We start from the raw sequence: 14,577 nt of genomic DNA on the forward strand, positions 1-14,577 counted from the left end.
TAGTGTTTGTTTTGGTTGGTATAAGACATGGAGCGGGTCATGAAGCAAATCATTTTGGTGCTATTATTGTTAACCACTGTGCAATCTTATGCTGTGCAGGCGAGTCAATGTGTGCCAACCCAGTTTGATGAAACCGTTACCTTAGCGCATATTAACGACGGTGATACCATTACCTTAACTGATGGTCGTTTGATCCGGTTTATCGGTATCGACTCACCTGAAATCGATTTTCAATTCCCAAACCTTTCTCAACCCTATGCAACCGACGCAAAAAAGTATTTATCTAGCATTGTTAAGCCAGGGCAAACATTACAATTAGCGTTTGATAAAAAGCGTTTAGATCCTTTTGGTCGTACTTTAGCTTATGTTTACACTGAAGATTTACAGCATCTACAAGAGTTGATGTTGGCCAATGGATTCGCTAAAGCTCGAGTTTATCAAAATGACTATTTTTGGCAGTGTTTAGAAACCGTGGAACAACGAGCGCGTGATAATAAAGTTGGATTATGGGCTCACAAAAGTTATCAACCTTTACTTGCAGACGCACTTACTCGTGAAGATACTAATTTATGGCGAGAGATCCGAGGAGTTGTCACTGGTTATGAAAGAAAAGGTCAGGTTTTTGAGCTTAATATTGATGATAATTTGGTATTGATGATATCTCAGCAAGATATTGGTAAGTTTCGTAACATTTTGACGTTAAAACTACTGCAAAATCGGGTTTTGGTGCGTGGTAAATTGTATTTTTCTTACGGTAAATATCGCCTGAATGCCCAGCATTTATCCCAGATAACCATAGAAAATGCACCTTAGAAATAATATATAGCGATAAAGTTAAAAAATGAGAAGATCTTATTTGAAATGACTTGAGATTCAAGTATCTTAGCGGCTATCAACTAACTGTTTTTTGCTCAATTGAGAATACCTCTTAAAGGATCAGTATTGAGTAACAGCATGAACACTTAGTTGTCGACCTTATACGCTTTGGATATTAATTAGTTGCACTCAGGATCAGAAAAATGGCAGATTTTCGTCAACAAGCTCTCGATTATCACGAATTCCCAGTTCCAGGCAAAACAGCTGTTTGCCTAACCAAACCCGCACAAACAAGCATGGACCTAGCACTAGCTTATAGTCCAGGTGTAGCAGAGCCCGTACGTGAAATCGCGGCGAATCCTGATAATGCTTACCGTTATACTGGCAAAGGTAATACCGTTGCGGTTATTTCTAACGGTACTGCTATTCTAGGTTTGGGTAACTTAGGTCCGTTGGCATCAAAGCCTGTAATGGAAGGTAAAGCACTGCTTTTCAAGCATTTTGCTAACATCGATGCGACTGATATTGAAGTTAAGCACAGAACATCTGAAGAGTTTATCAATACAGTTGAAGCCATTGCTGACACGTTTGGCGGTATTAATCTTGAAGATATCAAAGCACCTGAGTGTTTTGAAATCGAAAAAGCCTTGATTGAACTATGTAACGTACCAGTATTCCATGATGATCAGCACGGTACTGCTATTGTAACCGCTGCGGGTATGATTAACGCGCTGGAAATTCAAGGCAAGTCGATTGAAGATGCTGTGTTTGTATGTATGGGCGCAGGCGCTGCCGCAATCGCATGTATGACTATGATTGTTAATTGTGGTGCACAACGTGAAAACGTTTACATGTTAGATAGAAAAGGCGTTATTCATACTCGTCGTGACGACATCAATGAATATAAAGCACTATTTGCTAACAACACTGACAAGCGTACTTTGCAAGATGTAATTAAAGGCGCTGACGTATTCTTAGGTCTTTCTGGCCCAGACGTATTAGCTGCTGAAGATGTTGCGTTAATGGCTGAAAAACCAGTTATTTTTGCTTGTTCAAATCCAGATCCTGAAATTAAGCCTGAGCTTGCTCATGAAGTTCGCCAAGACTTAATCATGGGGACAGGCCGCAGCGATTACCCTAACCAAGTTAACAACGTACTTTGTTTCCCATTCATTTTCCGTGGTGCTTTAGATGTTCGCGCGACACGTATTAATGATGAGATGAAGCTTGCTGCTGTACACGCTATTGCTGCATTGGCAAAAGAATCTGTTCCTGAGTCGGTCTTAGCTGCATATCCAAATGTTGACTCTTTAGAATTTGGTGCAAACTATGTTCTACCAAAGCCTATGGATAGCCGCTTATTACCAAGAGTTGCTAAGGCTGTAGCACTTGCAGCAATTGAGTCTGGCGTGGCAACAATTACTGAATTACCAGAAGGCTATATGGAATCGTAAGATTCTATTCGTCACTTAAAGGGGCCTTGGGCCCCTTTTTTGTTGCTCAGTGTTTTTGGATTACGTATAACTGTAATTCTATTTTAGAGTTTTTAGCCGTCAATATCAGTCAATGCTCTGTATGGCACTCTTTTTATAGGCAAGTTAACTTAAACATAAGCTGAAATACTGATATTGCTTTGCTGTACTTTTAGCGCAAAAATTTAGCGCAAAAGTTAGTGGCCTTGAGTGCGGCATAGAATTTAGCTGATATTGAGAGTATGAATTTTATCTTGATTGGCACTCAAGTCGTGTGAGTTTTACTGTATAAAAACCAATAAGAAACTGCGGGAAGCGGACGAATGAAACTGACTAGAATCCTAACCAAAAAACTAACCAGCTTTTGGCTAATGTCGCTTGTTGGTGTTGCATTTATCTGCTTCTTAACTGCCATGGTTAGCTTTGTCCAACTAACCTATACATTTCAACAGCAAAAGGTAACAGAGCTTGAAGAGCTGATTGAGCAGCAGTCATCTCGCCCGGAACGTTGGGGCTTTCAAGAATGGTTACCACCATTATTAAATTCCTATCGCGCTCGTGCCTTTAGTTTGTATCAGGGCGATAAACTTATTTTTGAATATCAGCCTGAAACGACCGCCAAAGGCGGGGTTCAGTACAAAAGCCAGTTAGCTGAAGGCAAGCTAGCTATGCAGTTAACTATGCCGCAGCCGTTTGCTAAGAGTGATATTGGTTGGTATGGCATGTTAATTATCTTTATTGGCTGCGTAGCGGTATTTCTGTTTGTACGTTTTGGCTTTCGTTGGTTTTCTACCGAGCTCAATGGCATTGAACATCTGGCGCAAAGGTCGAGTCTTATATTGTCGGGACAGCATGATAAAGCGTTAGCTGAAAGAGGTCAGGGCAAGCCGCGATTAATCAACCGAGCGCTTACTCATTTGTTGTTAGAGTTAGATGATGCTCATAAAGAGCGTGCCCGCTTTGATCAGTTCATTCGTTCAAATACCTTCCTTGATTCAGAGACTGGTATTGGTAATAACCTGTTTCTAAAAAACCGCTTAGATGCGCTTAGTGGCTCTTCGGGGATGATCACCCCAGGCGTTTTGTATTTGTTTGAAATGGAAGATCTAGAGCTATTAGGTAGAGAACTGGCTGAGCATGAAGTGGATGAGTTTTTACTGCAATTAATCGGTGTGGTAAACCAAATTTTGGCGGACAAAGCCAACAGTATTTTCTCTCGCCGTTCATATAATCAGTTTGCCGTTGTTGTACCGCAGATCTCCCAAGCTGAAGCGGATCAATTAGCCGCGAAGTTATTACGTTTGAGCCTGAATCAGCTAAATAGCTTTGTGACTTTACCTGACGATTTTATCCATTTGGGCGGCGCTTACTTTAAAGTTGGTGATGATAAAGACGCCTTAGTTGAAGAGGCTGAACTGGCCTTGCGCTCGGCACAATTCCAAGGCGGCAGTAGTTGGTTTATGTATGACAAGGGCGCGGTTGACGGGGATCTTTCTAAAGGCTCTGTAAGGTGGCGTAGTTTTATTGAAAATGTATTGGTAAGCAGAAGAGTATTCTTGTTTTCTCAACCGGTGGTGGACAGCGACTCAAATGCCCATCATCAAGAGGTTACTTGTCGTTTGCGAGATACCCAAGGTAACTTGGTGCGCGCAACTTTGTTTTTACCTATGGCAATAAAATGTGGTCTAACCCCGCAAATAGAACGACAAGTTATCGAGATGGTGATGTTTGATGTTCTGCCAAAACATAAAGATAACTCGTTAAAATTTAGTATTAACTTAAGCTTAGATACACTTTTGAGTCGAGCTTTTGTGCGCTGGCTTAAAACAACATTGCTTGAATATCGTCACTTAGCTCCAAGACTTATTTTTGAAGTTAATGAAGATATTTTAGTTAATCATCAACAGCAGTTAAAAGATCCGCTAGATATGATTAATAAAATGGGAGCAAGTATCTGTGTTGATCGAGTAGGGCAACAGGTTGTAAGTACTGAATACATGCATCACTATCCAATTTCATTAATCAAGTTGCATAGATCTATTGTTAATCAAATTCATTTGCGCGCAGAGAATCAATTGTTTGTACGCAGCTTGATTGCTGGGATCTTTAGAACAGACGTGCAGGTATGTGCAGAAGGAGTTGAAGTGTTCCAAGAGTGGCAAACATTACAAATCCTCGGAGTGAGCGCGGGTCAAGGTAGCTTTTTCAGTGAGCCAATTGAAGAAGTATAGTTTGTTTCTTATTTTAGAATTATTGTTAATAAAGATTCGTAAATTAGGGTTTTATCTATAATTTTCAGGAATAACCCGCTACACTAAAGGGATAATGACAGTCTTGCGTTATTTAAATAAGAACTGACAATATTTAATTTACTAATTTAAGCGTGGAACAGCGTTAACTTCGCAAATTGAATTAGTTTTTGAACAATTTTAAGGCATGGATTAATGGAAGAAAGCCTATTGGGTAAAATCCAATTTTGGCGCAAATCTGCACCTAAGCAAAATCTAGGTGTGTATATTTGCGCAGACAAAATATCTGTCTTTCAAGGCTCTACTGCCCAAGTAGCTGCCAAAACTATGACATTCGCTTTCAATCAGCATGATTGGAATAGTGCCTTTTCTCAAGTTGTGAAAGAGTTTGGCGTGGCCAATATTCAAATTGTGCTCGCAGCAGATTTTTATCAACTCCTTTTAGTCGACAAACCGAACGTGCAAGAAGAAGAGCTCAATGCAGCTTTACTTTGGTCGGTGAAAGACATTGTGACTCAAGCTGTTACAGATATTCACTTAGACTATTTTGAGTCATCCAAGCAAACCACTAATAAAGTTAACGTAGTGGTTACTGAAAAATCCCAATTATCTGCACTACTCATTGCTGCCAAAAATGTTGGTTTAGTAACGGTTGGCGTTTCTATTGAAGAAATGGCGATGAGCAACCTATTTGACGATAACCAAGCTCGGCTTGTTCTTAGTCATCGAGAAGGGCAGGAGTTACTGCTAACGGTAGTCAGAGCTGGTGAAGTATTTATGCAACGCCGAGTACGAGGCTTTTTGCAGATAGATAAAGTTTCTGCAGAAGATTTGTCTTACGGTGTGGCAGATAATTTAAGTTTAGAGCTGCAACGCTCAATGGATTATTTTGAAAGCCAATTGCGCGAAGCACCAGTATCTTCAATTGAGCTGGTTATGGATGGTGAACGTGTAGCGTTAGCAAACTTAATTGCCGCTAATTTTGATCAGAGCGTCACGCCTTACGACGGCATATCGGTGGAATCCGTGTTTGCACAGTTAGCGTTGGCTGAAATCACGCGAGGTCAGCAGCAATGAAATTAAGAGTTAACTTATATTCTGATACGTTATTCCCGCCAGAACTACGCTTATCTTTTTCAAGATTGAATAAAGCACTGGTTGCACTTGTTTGCTTGCTACTGCTAACAACGGCTGTGTTCTGGGGCTTAAATTCGAGTTTAGAGTCCGACAAAAAACAGCTGATGTTAGTTAAAAAGAGTCTCGATTCCGAAAAACAAGATTTAGAAGCTGAGCTTGCCAAACGTGGACCAAATAAAGCCCTAGTGGCTGAAGTTGAGTTAAAAGCACAGCAACTGGAATTAAAACAAAAGTTGTTCGGCAAACTGAACCAACAAGAAGTCTTAACCAGTTATGGGTACTCGCCATTGATGACAGATTTAGCTAGCGTTGCTGACGCCAAGTTATGGTTAAATCGAATTCAAGTGAATGAAAATAAATATATTTTTGAAGGCTTCACCTCTTCACCAGAAGGCGTGCCTTTATGGGTCGATAAACTTAAAACGACTACAACATTAAAAGGTCATGCATTTGCTTCAATGACCATGAGCCTAGGTGAGGATCAGCCTCTAGCATTTAAGCTAACTAGCGATGCCGTCGGCAGCGATAAGGAGTTAGTGAAATGAAGCAAAAGTGGCAGCAGTTAGCTGAAAAGTTTGATGATTTAAGCCAGCGAGAGCGGGTTTTGGTAGCTGTGGCGACCTTAGTGGTGGCGGGGTTGCTTTTTTATTTACCGCTTGAGTCGGCCTTAGAAAAGCACAGCAAAATTTCACAGCAAAATCAGAGTATCGAAAGTGAAAACCGCATTTCAACACAGCAAATTGCTATGTATGAAGAGAGCTTGCAAAAAGATCCTGATACTGAGTATCGCGATCGTTTGAATAATATCAATCAGCAAAATAAACAGATAGATGAGCAATTATCTTTTCAAATGGTTGATATGGTGCCAGCTGATCATATGCCAACCTTGTTAGCGGGATTACTTTCTAAAGTTAAAGGTATCACTCTTAAATCCTTCACATCTATTGCGCCTAAGCCGTTACTTGAAGTGGGTGAAGAGAAGAAGATTAATTTATATAGTCACGGCATTCGACTTGAGCTGGTTGGTGATTATTTCTCGGTGTTGCGTTTTATTGAAGCCGTAGAAAGCATGCCGAATAAATTGTATTGGCGCAGTATGGACTATCGCGTTGATGCTTACCCGAAAGCTGCTATTTCACTAGAGCTTTACACCTTGAGTATTAATAAGGACTTTATCAGTGTTGCCAACAAAGATTAGTGCGCTATTGATTGCATTCCTGTGCAGTACTTTAGGTTTTAGCGTAAATGCTGCAGCTTTGCGAGATCCAACATTGCCTGGTAATGCCTCTGGTCAAGCAGACGTCGTAATCAGTTCTACGAATAACAATTTAGTGCTCAACAGTGTGGTTAAAAACAATACCTCTGCCTATGCGGTGATTAATAATCAAATTTTCACCCTAGGCGAGAGAGTTAAAGGTGTCAAAATCGTTGGGATCGGTAAGGACTCTGTGTCGTTAGCGGACGGCCGTAAGTTGACCATGTTTCAAGCTATTACAGATTTTAAGGGACAATAATTAAATGCGCTCAATTACCTATATCACCCCTTTACTGTCATTAATGTTAGTGGCTTGCCAAACGGTAGACAGGCCTAACCCTGTTGAGTCAAAGCAGGCGCTGGCTGATTCATTAGCTGCGCAGCAGACTGCAGCAACACCGCCGCCAGCAGTAATGCCTGATGATGTTCAAAGAGAGTTATCATCTGATAATTTATTAGCAGGTTACACACCAGCAAGACCTACTGAGCGACGCTTTGATGTATCGGCTAATGATGTTGATGCCAAAGTATTTTTCCCAAGCCTTGCTCAAGGTACACCACTGAGTGTGGCAGTGCACCCTGATGTAACCGGTAAGATCTCCTTATCGCTGAAAGGGGTGACTCTTAAAGAGGCCTTGCAAGTTGTTGAAGATATTTACGGCTATGAAGTAAGCCGAGAAGGTCGTATTTTACGTGTTTTTCCTGCTGGCATGCGAACTGAAACTTTCTCGTTAAATTATTTGTATATGGAGCGCCAAGGCCTTTCATTGACCTCAGTAAATTCAGGTCGAATTTCAGATAATAACGACTCAAATTCGAATAGCAGTAATAGCAATAACAGTAATTCAAATAGTTCGTCTAACAGTGATTCCAGCTCTAACAGCGATAATAACGAGCAAACTAACGGTACGTTTATTCGCTCAAAAACCAAAACAGATTTTTGGGGTGAGTTACAAGAAACCTTAGTATCGATAATTGGTAATACTGGCGGTGGACGTCAGGTGGTTGTGACTCCGCAAGCTGGTCTTGTGACGATTCGAGCTTACCCTAATGAAATTCGTCAGGTGCGCAACTTCATTAAAACCGCAGAAACGCATCTACAACGTCAAGTTATTCTAGAAGCTAAAGTGCTTGAAGTAACCTTATCTGATGGTTACCAGCAAGGTATTCATTGGGACAGTGTTTTAGGCCATGTTGGCAGCACAGATATCGAATTTGGCACAAGCCCTACAACAGGCTTAAGTGATCAAATAACCAGTGTATTAGGCGGAGTAACCTCGATTAAGTTATCTGGTTCAGACTTTAGCACTATGATCAATTTGCTTGATACTCAGGGTGATGTTGATGTGTTATCGAGCCCGCGAGTTACTGCTTCTAATAACCAAAAAGCAGTGATTAAAGTGGGTACCGATGAGTACTTCGTTACTGATGTATCATCGACAACCGTCGCGGGTAACACACCAGTTACCACTCCAGAAGTTGAACTTACACCTTTCTTCTCCGGTATTGCACTTGATGTAACCCCACAAATTGATGAGCAAGGTAATGTGCTACTGCATATTCACCCCTCAGTTATTGATATTAAAGAGCAAACTAAAACCATTAAGATTTCAGAGAATACTTTAGAGCTACCATTAGCGCAAAGTGAGATCCGTGAATCTGATACTGTGATTAAAGCTGCAAGCGGCGATGTAGTGGTGATTGGTGGCCTGATGAAGAGCGAAAACATTGAGCTGGTGTCTAAAGTGCCATTGCTGGGTGATATTCCTTACTTAGGTGAAGCATTTACCAACCGTGCTAACTCAACAGTAAAAACCGAATTAGTTATTTTGCTTAAGCCTGTAGTGGTTGGCGCTAACACTTGGGAAAGTGAATTGAAGCGTTCGCAGCAACTACTTGACCGTTGGTACCCAGAGGAGCAATAAGCTTGTATCTGCAGCATTTTGGGTTAACAGAAACCCCGTTTTCACTTACACCGAACACGGGATTTTTCTTTGGCCTTGCACCGCATGTGGAAGCCTTACAGGTACTGCAAACAGCATTACAAACAGGCGAAGGCTTTATTAAAGTTACTGGTGAAGTAGGCACGGGTAAAACGCTTATTTGTCGCAAATTGATGAATGAGCTGCCAGAACGTTTTCATTGTGCTTACTTACCTAATCCTTATCTTACACCAGAAGAATTGCGCTGGGCTGTAGCAATGGAGCTGGGCCTAAAGCATTCCAACAAAATAGATCAACAGCAGCTAACAGGTTTGATCCAGCAGCAGCTATTAGCATTAAGTGCACATGGGCATTCGATAATTCTGGTTCTGGATGAGGCGCAAGCATTGCCGGATGAAAGTCTGGAAGCGCTGCGCTTATTTACTAATTTAGAAACCGAAAGCCGAAAATTACTGCAAGTCGTACTATTTGCTCAGCCAGAGCTAGATGAACGTTTAGCGCAAAACAAATTTAGACAGCTTAGGCAAAGAATTACATTTAGCTATTGCCTGCGGGCATTGACTAATGATGAATCTGCAGCCTATATCCAGCATCGTTTAAGTGTCGCTGGCAGTGGTAATGGTCGCTTGTTTAGCGAAACTAATGCAAAGCGAATAGCGAAAGCGGCTCGAGGGATCCCAAGGTTGATTAACGTGTTATCCCATAAAGCGTTATTAGTCAGTTTTGGTGAAGGTGCACAGCAAGTTGAAAAGCATCATATTGGCGCGGCGATTGACGACACGAGTGATGCAATTAAGCATCAGCATAAGCCTATTTGGTTGGCAATAATGGCGGTGGTGACTCTAGTTATATCGTTTGGTGCAATTTATTGGTTTAAGGGAGGCGTTGTATGAGCGTAATTAACAAAATGCTCAAAGATTTAGATAAACGCCAGCAGCCTCATGGTATTGAAAGCATGGCGCGGCCACAGGCTTCGACTCAGCCTAATCGCGCATCTAAAAAACCAATATTGCTAGCAAGTGGCTTATCTTTGGTGATTGGCGGTTTGGCTGTATTTATCACGCTTAACTTCACAGGGCTCAAGCAGGCTCCTGACGAGCTCGTTGTTAGTGAAGAACAAAAGCAAGTACCAATCCAAAAGCTGAACCGAGTAGAAGCACCAATAGCGTCAGCTACAGAATCAGCAGCGCAGGTTCAAACTCAAATTAATTCTCAGCCAAATTCGAGTCGGCAAATGACGGCTGTAAGCTCTACTGAGCCGCAAATTGCAAACTCGCCAAAGTCTGTGCAAGAAAGTGATCCATCTATAGAAGTGCAAGAGTCTAGTAATGTTAGTTCAAGCAAGCCTGCTACTAATACAGCTAAGCCTGTTTCTGTAACTGACATATCTGTAACTGACACAGTCGTTGCAACTGAAGTAGCAAAAGTAACTGATAAGCCACAAGCTGTAAAAGTTGCACAAGTAGAAACTAAGCCACTGACTGAAAAGGTAGATAAAGCCGCACAAAAGCTAACTATTTCTCATCAGGTAGATCGTAGTGCAGAGCTTCACAGCAGCAGTAATATGGCGGTTACCGAGGTTAAACTTTCCCCTCAACAATTAGCACAAAAACAGCTACAACTAGCAACAGATGCGCAGGCGCAAGGACTGCACAGTGACGCGCTAACGTATTATTTAGCCGCGTTAGAGTATGATCCATCGCTTGAGCAAGCGAGAAAGCAAGCTGCTGCATTGTATTACGGACAAAACAAATTGCCGCAAGCGGCGCAGCTATTAGAGCAAGGCCGTTTGTTGTTTCCGCAACAATATGAGTTTTCATTACTGTTAGCTAGAGTGTTACAAGCGAGTGGGCAGAACCAGCAAGCATTGCTTAGCCTAAACGCTATTCCGGATTCGAGTGAATTTGCCGTTGAAAAATGGCATCAGCAAAGTGATTTAGCGCAAAAGCAAAAAGACTACCCAGTTGCAGAGAAAAGTTTCCGCCAGTTAGCACAACAAGAGCCATCACAAGGTCGCTGGTGGATGGGACTTGGTTACGCCTTAGATGCGCAGCAAAAATACAGTGATGCAAAGCAGGCTTATCACCAAGCATTGCTGCAAGATAATTTATCCGCCCAAGCAAAAGTATACGTCGATAATCGTTTGCTGCAGTTAGGAGCATACTAGTGAAACCCAAGTTAAAAATGCGATTAGGTGATCTGCTGGTACAAGAGCAGATCATTACAGAAGAGCAACTGCAACAGGCATTGTCTGAACAACGTAATACAGGCAAGAAATTGGGGCGCACGCTAATTGACTTAGCGTGTATCACAGAGCAACAACTACTGCAGTTTTTGTCACAGCAGTTAAATATTCCATTTCTTGATATCAGTAAACGGGCCATCAACGCTAAAGTTGTTAGCTTGCTGCCAGAGGTTCAGGCTCGTCGATATCGTGCATTAGTTGTTGAAGATAATGGTGATAGCGTGCTGGTCGCTATGAGCGATCCTGCGGATCTGCAGGCGATGGATAACCTTGAGATGCAGTTATCGCCCAAGGCGATATCAATTGCAGTGGTTACAGAAGAACAGCTACTTGATGCCTTTGATAACCTGTATCGTCGTACCGATGAAATTGCGCAAATTGCCGGTAAGCTAGAAGAAGAATATGCCGCCGATGAGATTTTCGATCTTGGCAGTTTAACTGGCGCCGATAGCGACAACGAAACAACCGTTGTAAAACTACTGCAATCTATTTTTGAAGATGCCGTGCAAATGCGTGCATCAGATATCCATATTGAACCCGGCGAAAAGTCCCTGCGTATTCGCCAGCGTATCGACGGCCAGTTACACGAAAATATTTTACCTGAGGTGAGCATTGCTGCTGCCTTGGTATTGCGATTAAAGCTGATGGCTGGTTTAGATATTTCTGAGAAACGCTTACCGCAAGATGGTCGTTTCCACATGGAGATCAAAGGCCATAAGATCGATGTGCGTATGTCGACTATGCCGATCTATCATGGTGAATCTGTGGTGATGCGTTTGCTTGATCAGTCGGCAGGCCTGTTAACGCTTAATGAAACCGGTATGCCTGCTGATATGCTGGCGAGGATCCGCCGTCAGATCAAACGACCACACGGTATGTTATTAGTAACAGGACCAACTGGTAGCGGTAAGACAACAACCCTTTACGGGATCTTAAGCGAGCTTAATACTGCAGATCGCAAGATCATCACCGTAGAAGATCCGGTTGAATACCAGTTACCGCGGATTAACCAAGTTCAAGTTAACCACAAAATTGGCTTAGACTTTTCTCATGTACTGCGTACTACGTTACGTCAGGATCCCGACATCATAATGGTCGGTGAGATGCGTGACCAAGAAACCGTGGAGATCGGCCTTCGTGGTGCATTAACCGGTCACTTTGTACTTTCAACTTTGCATACTAATGATGCGGTAACCAGTGCGTTGCGTTTGCTTGATATGGGCGCTGCAAGTTACTTGGTTGCGAGTGCGTTAAGGGTGATCATTGCTCAGCGATTGGTGCGCCGAGTATGCCAAAATTGCGCGGTTGATTATCATCTTAGTGCGCAAGATAAAGCTTGGCTATCTAATGTAAGCCAGCTTGATTACTCAAAGGCAACTTTCCGCATTGGTAGCGGTTGCCAGAGCTGTAACGGCAGTGGCTATCGTGGTCGAATTGGTGTGTTTGAGATCTTAGAGCTTGATGAAGCAATGATTGAGGCTATGCGCACCGGCAATCCGCAAGACTTTACCCGCGCAGCTTATCAAAGTCCTAATTTCACGCCGTTAGCTGAATCAGCACTAAAGTATTTAGCTCAAGGAATGACGACGATTGAAGAAGTGGCTAAGTTAGTTGAAGACGTGAGCGATATTGCACTTGAGCAAGGTGAGGCTTAATTATGCCATCGTATCAGTACCGTGGACGCAGTGCCCAAGGCGAACAGATAAAAGGCATACTCGATGCCAGTTCTGAGAGCGCGGCTGCCGATCAGCTTATGTCCCGTGGGGTGATTCCGCTAGAACTGACATTAGCCAAAGAGGTTAAAGAGTTTAGCCTTAAGGGCTTATTTAAAGGAAAAGTGGCTTTAGACGAGCTGCAGATCTTTACTCGGCAGATGTATTCATTGACCCGCTCAGGGATCCCAATCTTAAGAGCGATCGCGGGCCTTTCTGAAACGACTCACTCGCAACGTATGAAAGAGGCGCTTGATGATATTTCTGAACAGCTAACCTCTGGTCGTCCGCTTTCTTCGGCAATGAATCAGCATCCCGATGTGTTTGATGCCTTGTTTGTATCTATGGTTCACGTGGGCGAGAACACGGGTAAGCTTGAAGATGCCTTTATTCAGCTATCAGGCTATATCGAGCGTGAGCAAGAAACCCGCCGCCGTATTAAAGCTGCAATGCGGTATCCAATCTTTGTGCTTATCGCCATTGCTATTGCCATGGTGATCTTAAATATCATGGTTATTCCTAAATTTGCGGAGATGTTTTCGCGATTCGGTGCTGACCTGCCATGGGCTACAAAGTTACTAATTAATACATCAAACGTATTTGTTAATTATTGGCCCGCCATGATAGTGGTATTAGTGGCTAGCTTTGTTGGTATTCGTTACTGGCACAGTACTGAAAAAGGTGAAAAGCAATGGGATAAGTGGAAGCTAAATATCCCTGCTGTAGGCAGTATTATTGAACGTTCTACTTTGTCGCGTTACTGCCGTAGTTTTTCGATGATGTTGAGTGCTGGTGTGCCGATGACGCAGGCATTAAGCTTGGTGGCAGATGCCGTTGATAATGCTTATATGCACGATCGAATTGTTGGTATGCGCCGTGGCATTGAGTCTGGTGAATCGATGCTAAGAGTATCGAACAACAGCCATCTATTTACCCCGTTGGTGCTGCAGATGGTGGCCGTTGGTGAAGAAACCGGACAGATTGACCAATTACTAAATGATGCCGCTGACTTTTATGAGGGCGAGGTTGATTACGACCTTAAAAACCTAACCGCCAAGCTAGAGCCAATATTAATCGGTTTTGTAGCTTGTATTGTACTGATCCTCGCATTAGGTATTTATCTACCTATGTGGGATATGCTTAACGTGGTTAAAGGCGGTAGCTAATGATTTGCTGTGAGTCTGAGCAATGTTGAGTCAGCAAAAGTCAGACCGTGAATTATTGAGTCTTTCAGGCAGAGTATTTTCGATAATTATACTATTGTTAATACTGTCTTATTTAGCCTTTAGCCATTTTGATAGCATCAAATTATTGGGTAACTCTAATATTCAAACAGTGCACAATAGGTTGTTAAATGTGTTAGCGGGCGTTAAGTCTCAGTGGTTGATCCGTGGTCAACCACAGCAGCTAAAGCTAGATTGGCGCACAGATCTAAATCAAGAGTCTTTGCAGGTGAGTTATGTACTCATGTCTACTGGCGGCTGGCCTGTACCAAATGAGACAAATGTTGCGGGTTGTCGACAGCTGATAGGCAGTTTGTTGGGTGATAGTTATGGGCAACACTTTGTTACAGAGCATGATATAAACACTGAAACATGCCGATATATTGGCGTAGATGGCGGAAGTATTAGCTATCAACTCAATTCTGGGCGGGTCATTTTTTTGACAGGGGATCAATGAATAGTGAAATTATCTGTTTTCTAATTTTAACAAACTGCTAGAATAGCCGTATACAAGACTGGGGGTAA

13 protein-coding genes are annotated in these 14,577 nt (G+C 42.4%); all 13 read left to right on the forward strand.

Annotated features, from left to right (window positions below; genetic code table 11):
• Positions 1-39: 39 nt before the first annotated feature.
• The 13 genes from L2740_RS12190 to L2740_RS12250 all read left to right on the forward strand — a co-directional run bounded on the left by L2740_RS12190 (position 40) and on the right by L2740_RS12250 (position 14,509).
• Positions 40-813 (forward strand): thermonuclease family protein, encoded by a 774-nt coding sequence (locus L2740_RS12190; RefSeq protein WP_248950469.1) that lies wholly within the window; start codon positions 40-42, stop codon positions 811-813.
• A 206-nt stretch (positions 814-1,019) separates the two neighbouring features.
• Positions 1,020-2,270 carry a malic enzyme-like NAD(P)-binding protein gene (locus tag L2740_RS12195; RefSeq protein WP_248950470.1) on the forward strand — a complete coding sequence of 417 codons (1,251 nt, stop codon included), beginning with the start codon at positions 1,020-1,022 and terminating at the stop codon, positions 2,268-2,270.
• 341 nt (positions 2,271-2,611) lie between these two features.
• A complete protein-coding gene (gene csrD / locus L2740_RS12200) occupies positions 2,612-4,519 on the forward strand; it encodes an RNase E specificity factor CsrD (RefSeq protein WP_248950471.1) in 1,908 nt (635 codons plus the stop codon).
• A gap of 213 nt (positions 4,520-4,732) precedes the next feature.
• Positions 4,733-5,614 (forward strand): MSHA biogenesis protein MshI, encoded by an 882-nt coding sequence (locus L2740_RS12205; protein WP_248950472.1) that lies wholly within the window; start codon positions 4,733-4,735, stop codon positions 5,612-5,614.
• A complete protein-coding gene (locus L2740_RS12210; protein ID WP_248950473.1) occupies positions 5,611-6,219 on the forward strand; it encodes a PilN domain-containing protein in 609 nt (202 codons plus the stop codon). Before L2740_RS12205 ends, L2740_RS12210 begins: the two co-directional genes overlap by 4 nt.
• Positions 6,216-6,872, forward strand: coding sequence for a type 4a pilus biogenesis protein PilO (locus tag L2740_RS12215; protein WP_248950474.1), 657 nt, complete (start codon positions 6,216-6,218; stop codon positions 6,870-6,872). Before L2740_RS12210 ends, L2740_RS12215 begins: the two co-directional genes overlap by 4 nt.
• Positions 6,853-7,188 carry an MSHA biogenesis protein MshK gene (locus L2740_RS12220; protein ID WP_248950475.1) on the forward strand — a complete coding sequence of 112 codons (336 nt, stop codon included), beginning with the start codon at positions 6,853-6,855 and terminating at the stop codon, positions 7,186-7,188. The genes L2740_RS12215 and L2740_RS12220 overlap by 20 nt, the downstream gene beginning before the upstream one ends.
• A gap of 4 nt (positions 7,189-7,192) precedes the next feature.
• A complete protein-coding gene (gene mshL, locus L2740_RS12225) occupies positions 7,193-8,854 on the forward strand; it encodes a pilus (MSHA type) biogenesis protein MshL (protein WP_248950476.1) in 1,662 nt (553 codons plus the stop codon).
• 2 nt (positions 8,855-8,856) lie between these two features.
• Complete coding sequence (locus L2740_RS12230; RefSeq protein WP_248950477.1) at positions 8,857-9,765, forward strand: ExeA family protein; 909 nt, start codon at positions 8,857-8,859, stop codon at positions 9,763-9,765.
• Positions 9,762-11,039: a tetratricopeptide repeat protein gene (locus L2740_RS12235; protein ID WP_248950478.1), complete on the forward strand. Its 1,278-nt coding sequence runs from the start codon at positions 9,762-9,764 to the stop codon at positions 11,037-11,039. Before L2740_RS12230 ends, L2740_RS12235 begins: the two co-directional genes overlap by 4 nt.
• A complete protein-coding gene (locus tag L2740_RS12240) occupies positions 11,039-12,772 on the forward strand; it encodes a GspE/PulE family protein (RefSeq protein WP_248950479.1) in 1,734 nt (577 codons plus the stop codon). Before L2740_RS12235 ends, L2740_RS12240 begins: the two co-directional genes overlap by 1 nt.
• Positions 12,773-12,774: 2 nt before the next feature.
• Positions 12,775-13,995, forward strand: a complete 1,221-nt coding sequence (locus L2740_RS12245) for a type II secretion system F family protein (protein ID WP_248950480.1) — start codon at positions 12,775-12,777, stop codon at positions 13,993-13,995.
• Positions 13,996-14,017: 22 nt separating this feature from the next.
• Positions 14,018-14,509 (forward strand): hypothetical protein, encoded by a 492-nt coding sequence (locus L2740_RS12250; RefSeq protein ID WP_248950481.1) that lies wholly within the window; start codon positions 14,018-14,020, stop codon positions 14,507-14,509.
• The last annotated feature ends 68 nt before the right edge of the window (positions 14,510-14,577 follow it).

The organism is Shewanella pneumatophori (genome assembly GCF_023283895.1).
Lineage (GTDB): Bacteria > Pseudomonadota > Gammaproteobacteria > Enterobacterales > Shewanellaceae > Shewanella > Shewanella pneumatophori.

Excerpts from the sequence above, each read along its gene's own strand:
- L2740_RS12250 (WP_248950481.1), top strand. The coding sequence starts at position 14,018 with ATGTTGAGTCAGCAAAAGTCAGACCGTGAATTATTGAGTCTTTCAGGC.
- L2740_RS12205 (WP_248950472.1), top strand. The coding sequence starts at position 4,733 with ATGGAAGAAAGCCTATTGGGTAAAATCCAATTTTGGCGCAAATCTGCA.
- L2740_RS12190 (WP_248950469.1), top strand. The coding sequence starts at position 40 with ATGAAGCAAATCATTTTGGTGCTATTATTGTTAACCACTGTGCAATCT.
- csrD (WP_248950471.1), top strand. The coding sequence starts at position 2,612 with ATGAAACTGACTAGAATCCTAACCAAAAAACTAACCAGCTTTTGGCTA.
- L2740_RS12195 (WP_248950470.1), top strand. The coding sequence starts at position 1,020 with ATGGCAGATTTTCGTCAACAAGCTCTCGATTATCACGAATTCCCAGTT.
- L2740_RS12245 (WP_248950480.1), top strand. The coding sequence starts at position 12,775 with ATGCCATCGTATCAGTACCGTGGACGCAGTGCCCAAGGCGAACAGATA.
- L2740_RS12235 (WP_248950478.1), top strand. The coding sequence starts at position 9,762 with ATGAGCGTAATTAACAAAATGCTCAAAGATTTAGATAAACGCCAGCAG.
- mshL (WP_248950476.1), top strand. The coding sequence starts at position 7,193 with ATGCGCTCAATTACCTATATCACCCCTTTACTGTCATTAATGTTAGTG.
- L2740_RS12215 (WP_248950474.1), top strand. The coding sequence starts at position 6,216 with ATGAAGCAAAAGTGGCAGCAGTTAGCTGAAAAGTTTGATGATTTAAGC.
- L2740_RS12210 (WP_248950473.1), top strand. The coding sequence starts at position 5,611 with ATGAAATTAAGAGTTAACTTATATTCTGATACGTTATTCCCGCCAGAA.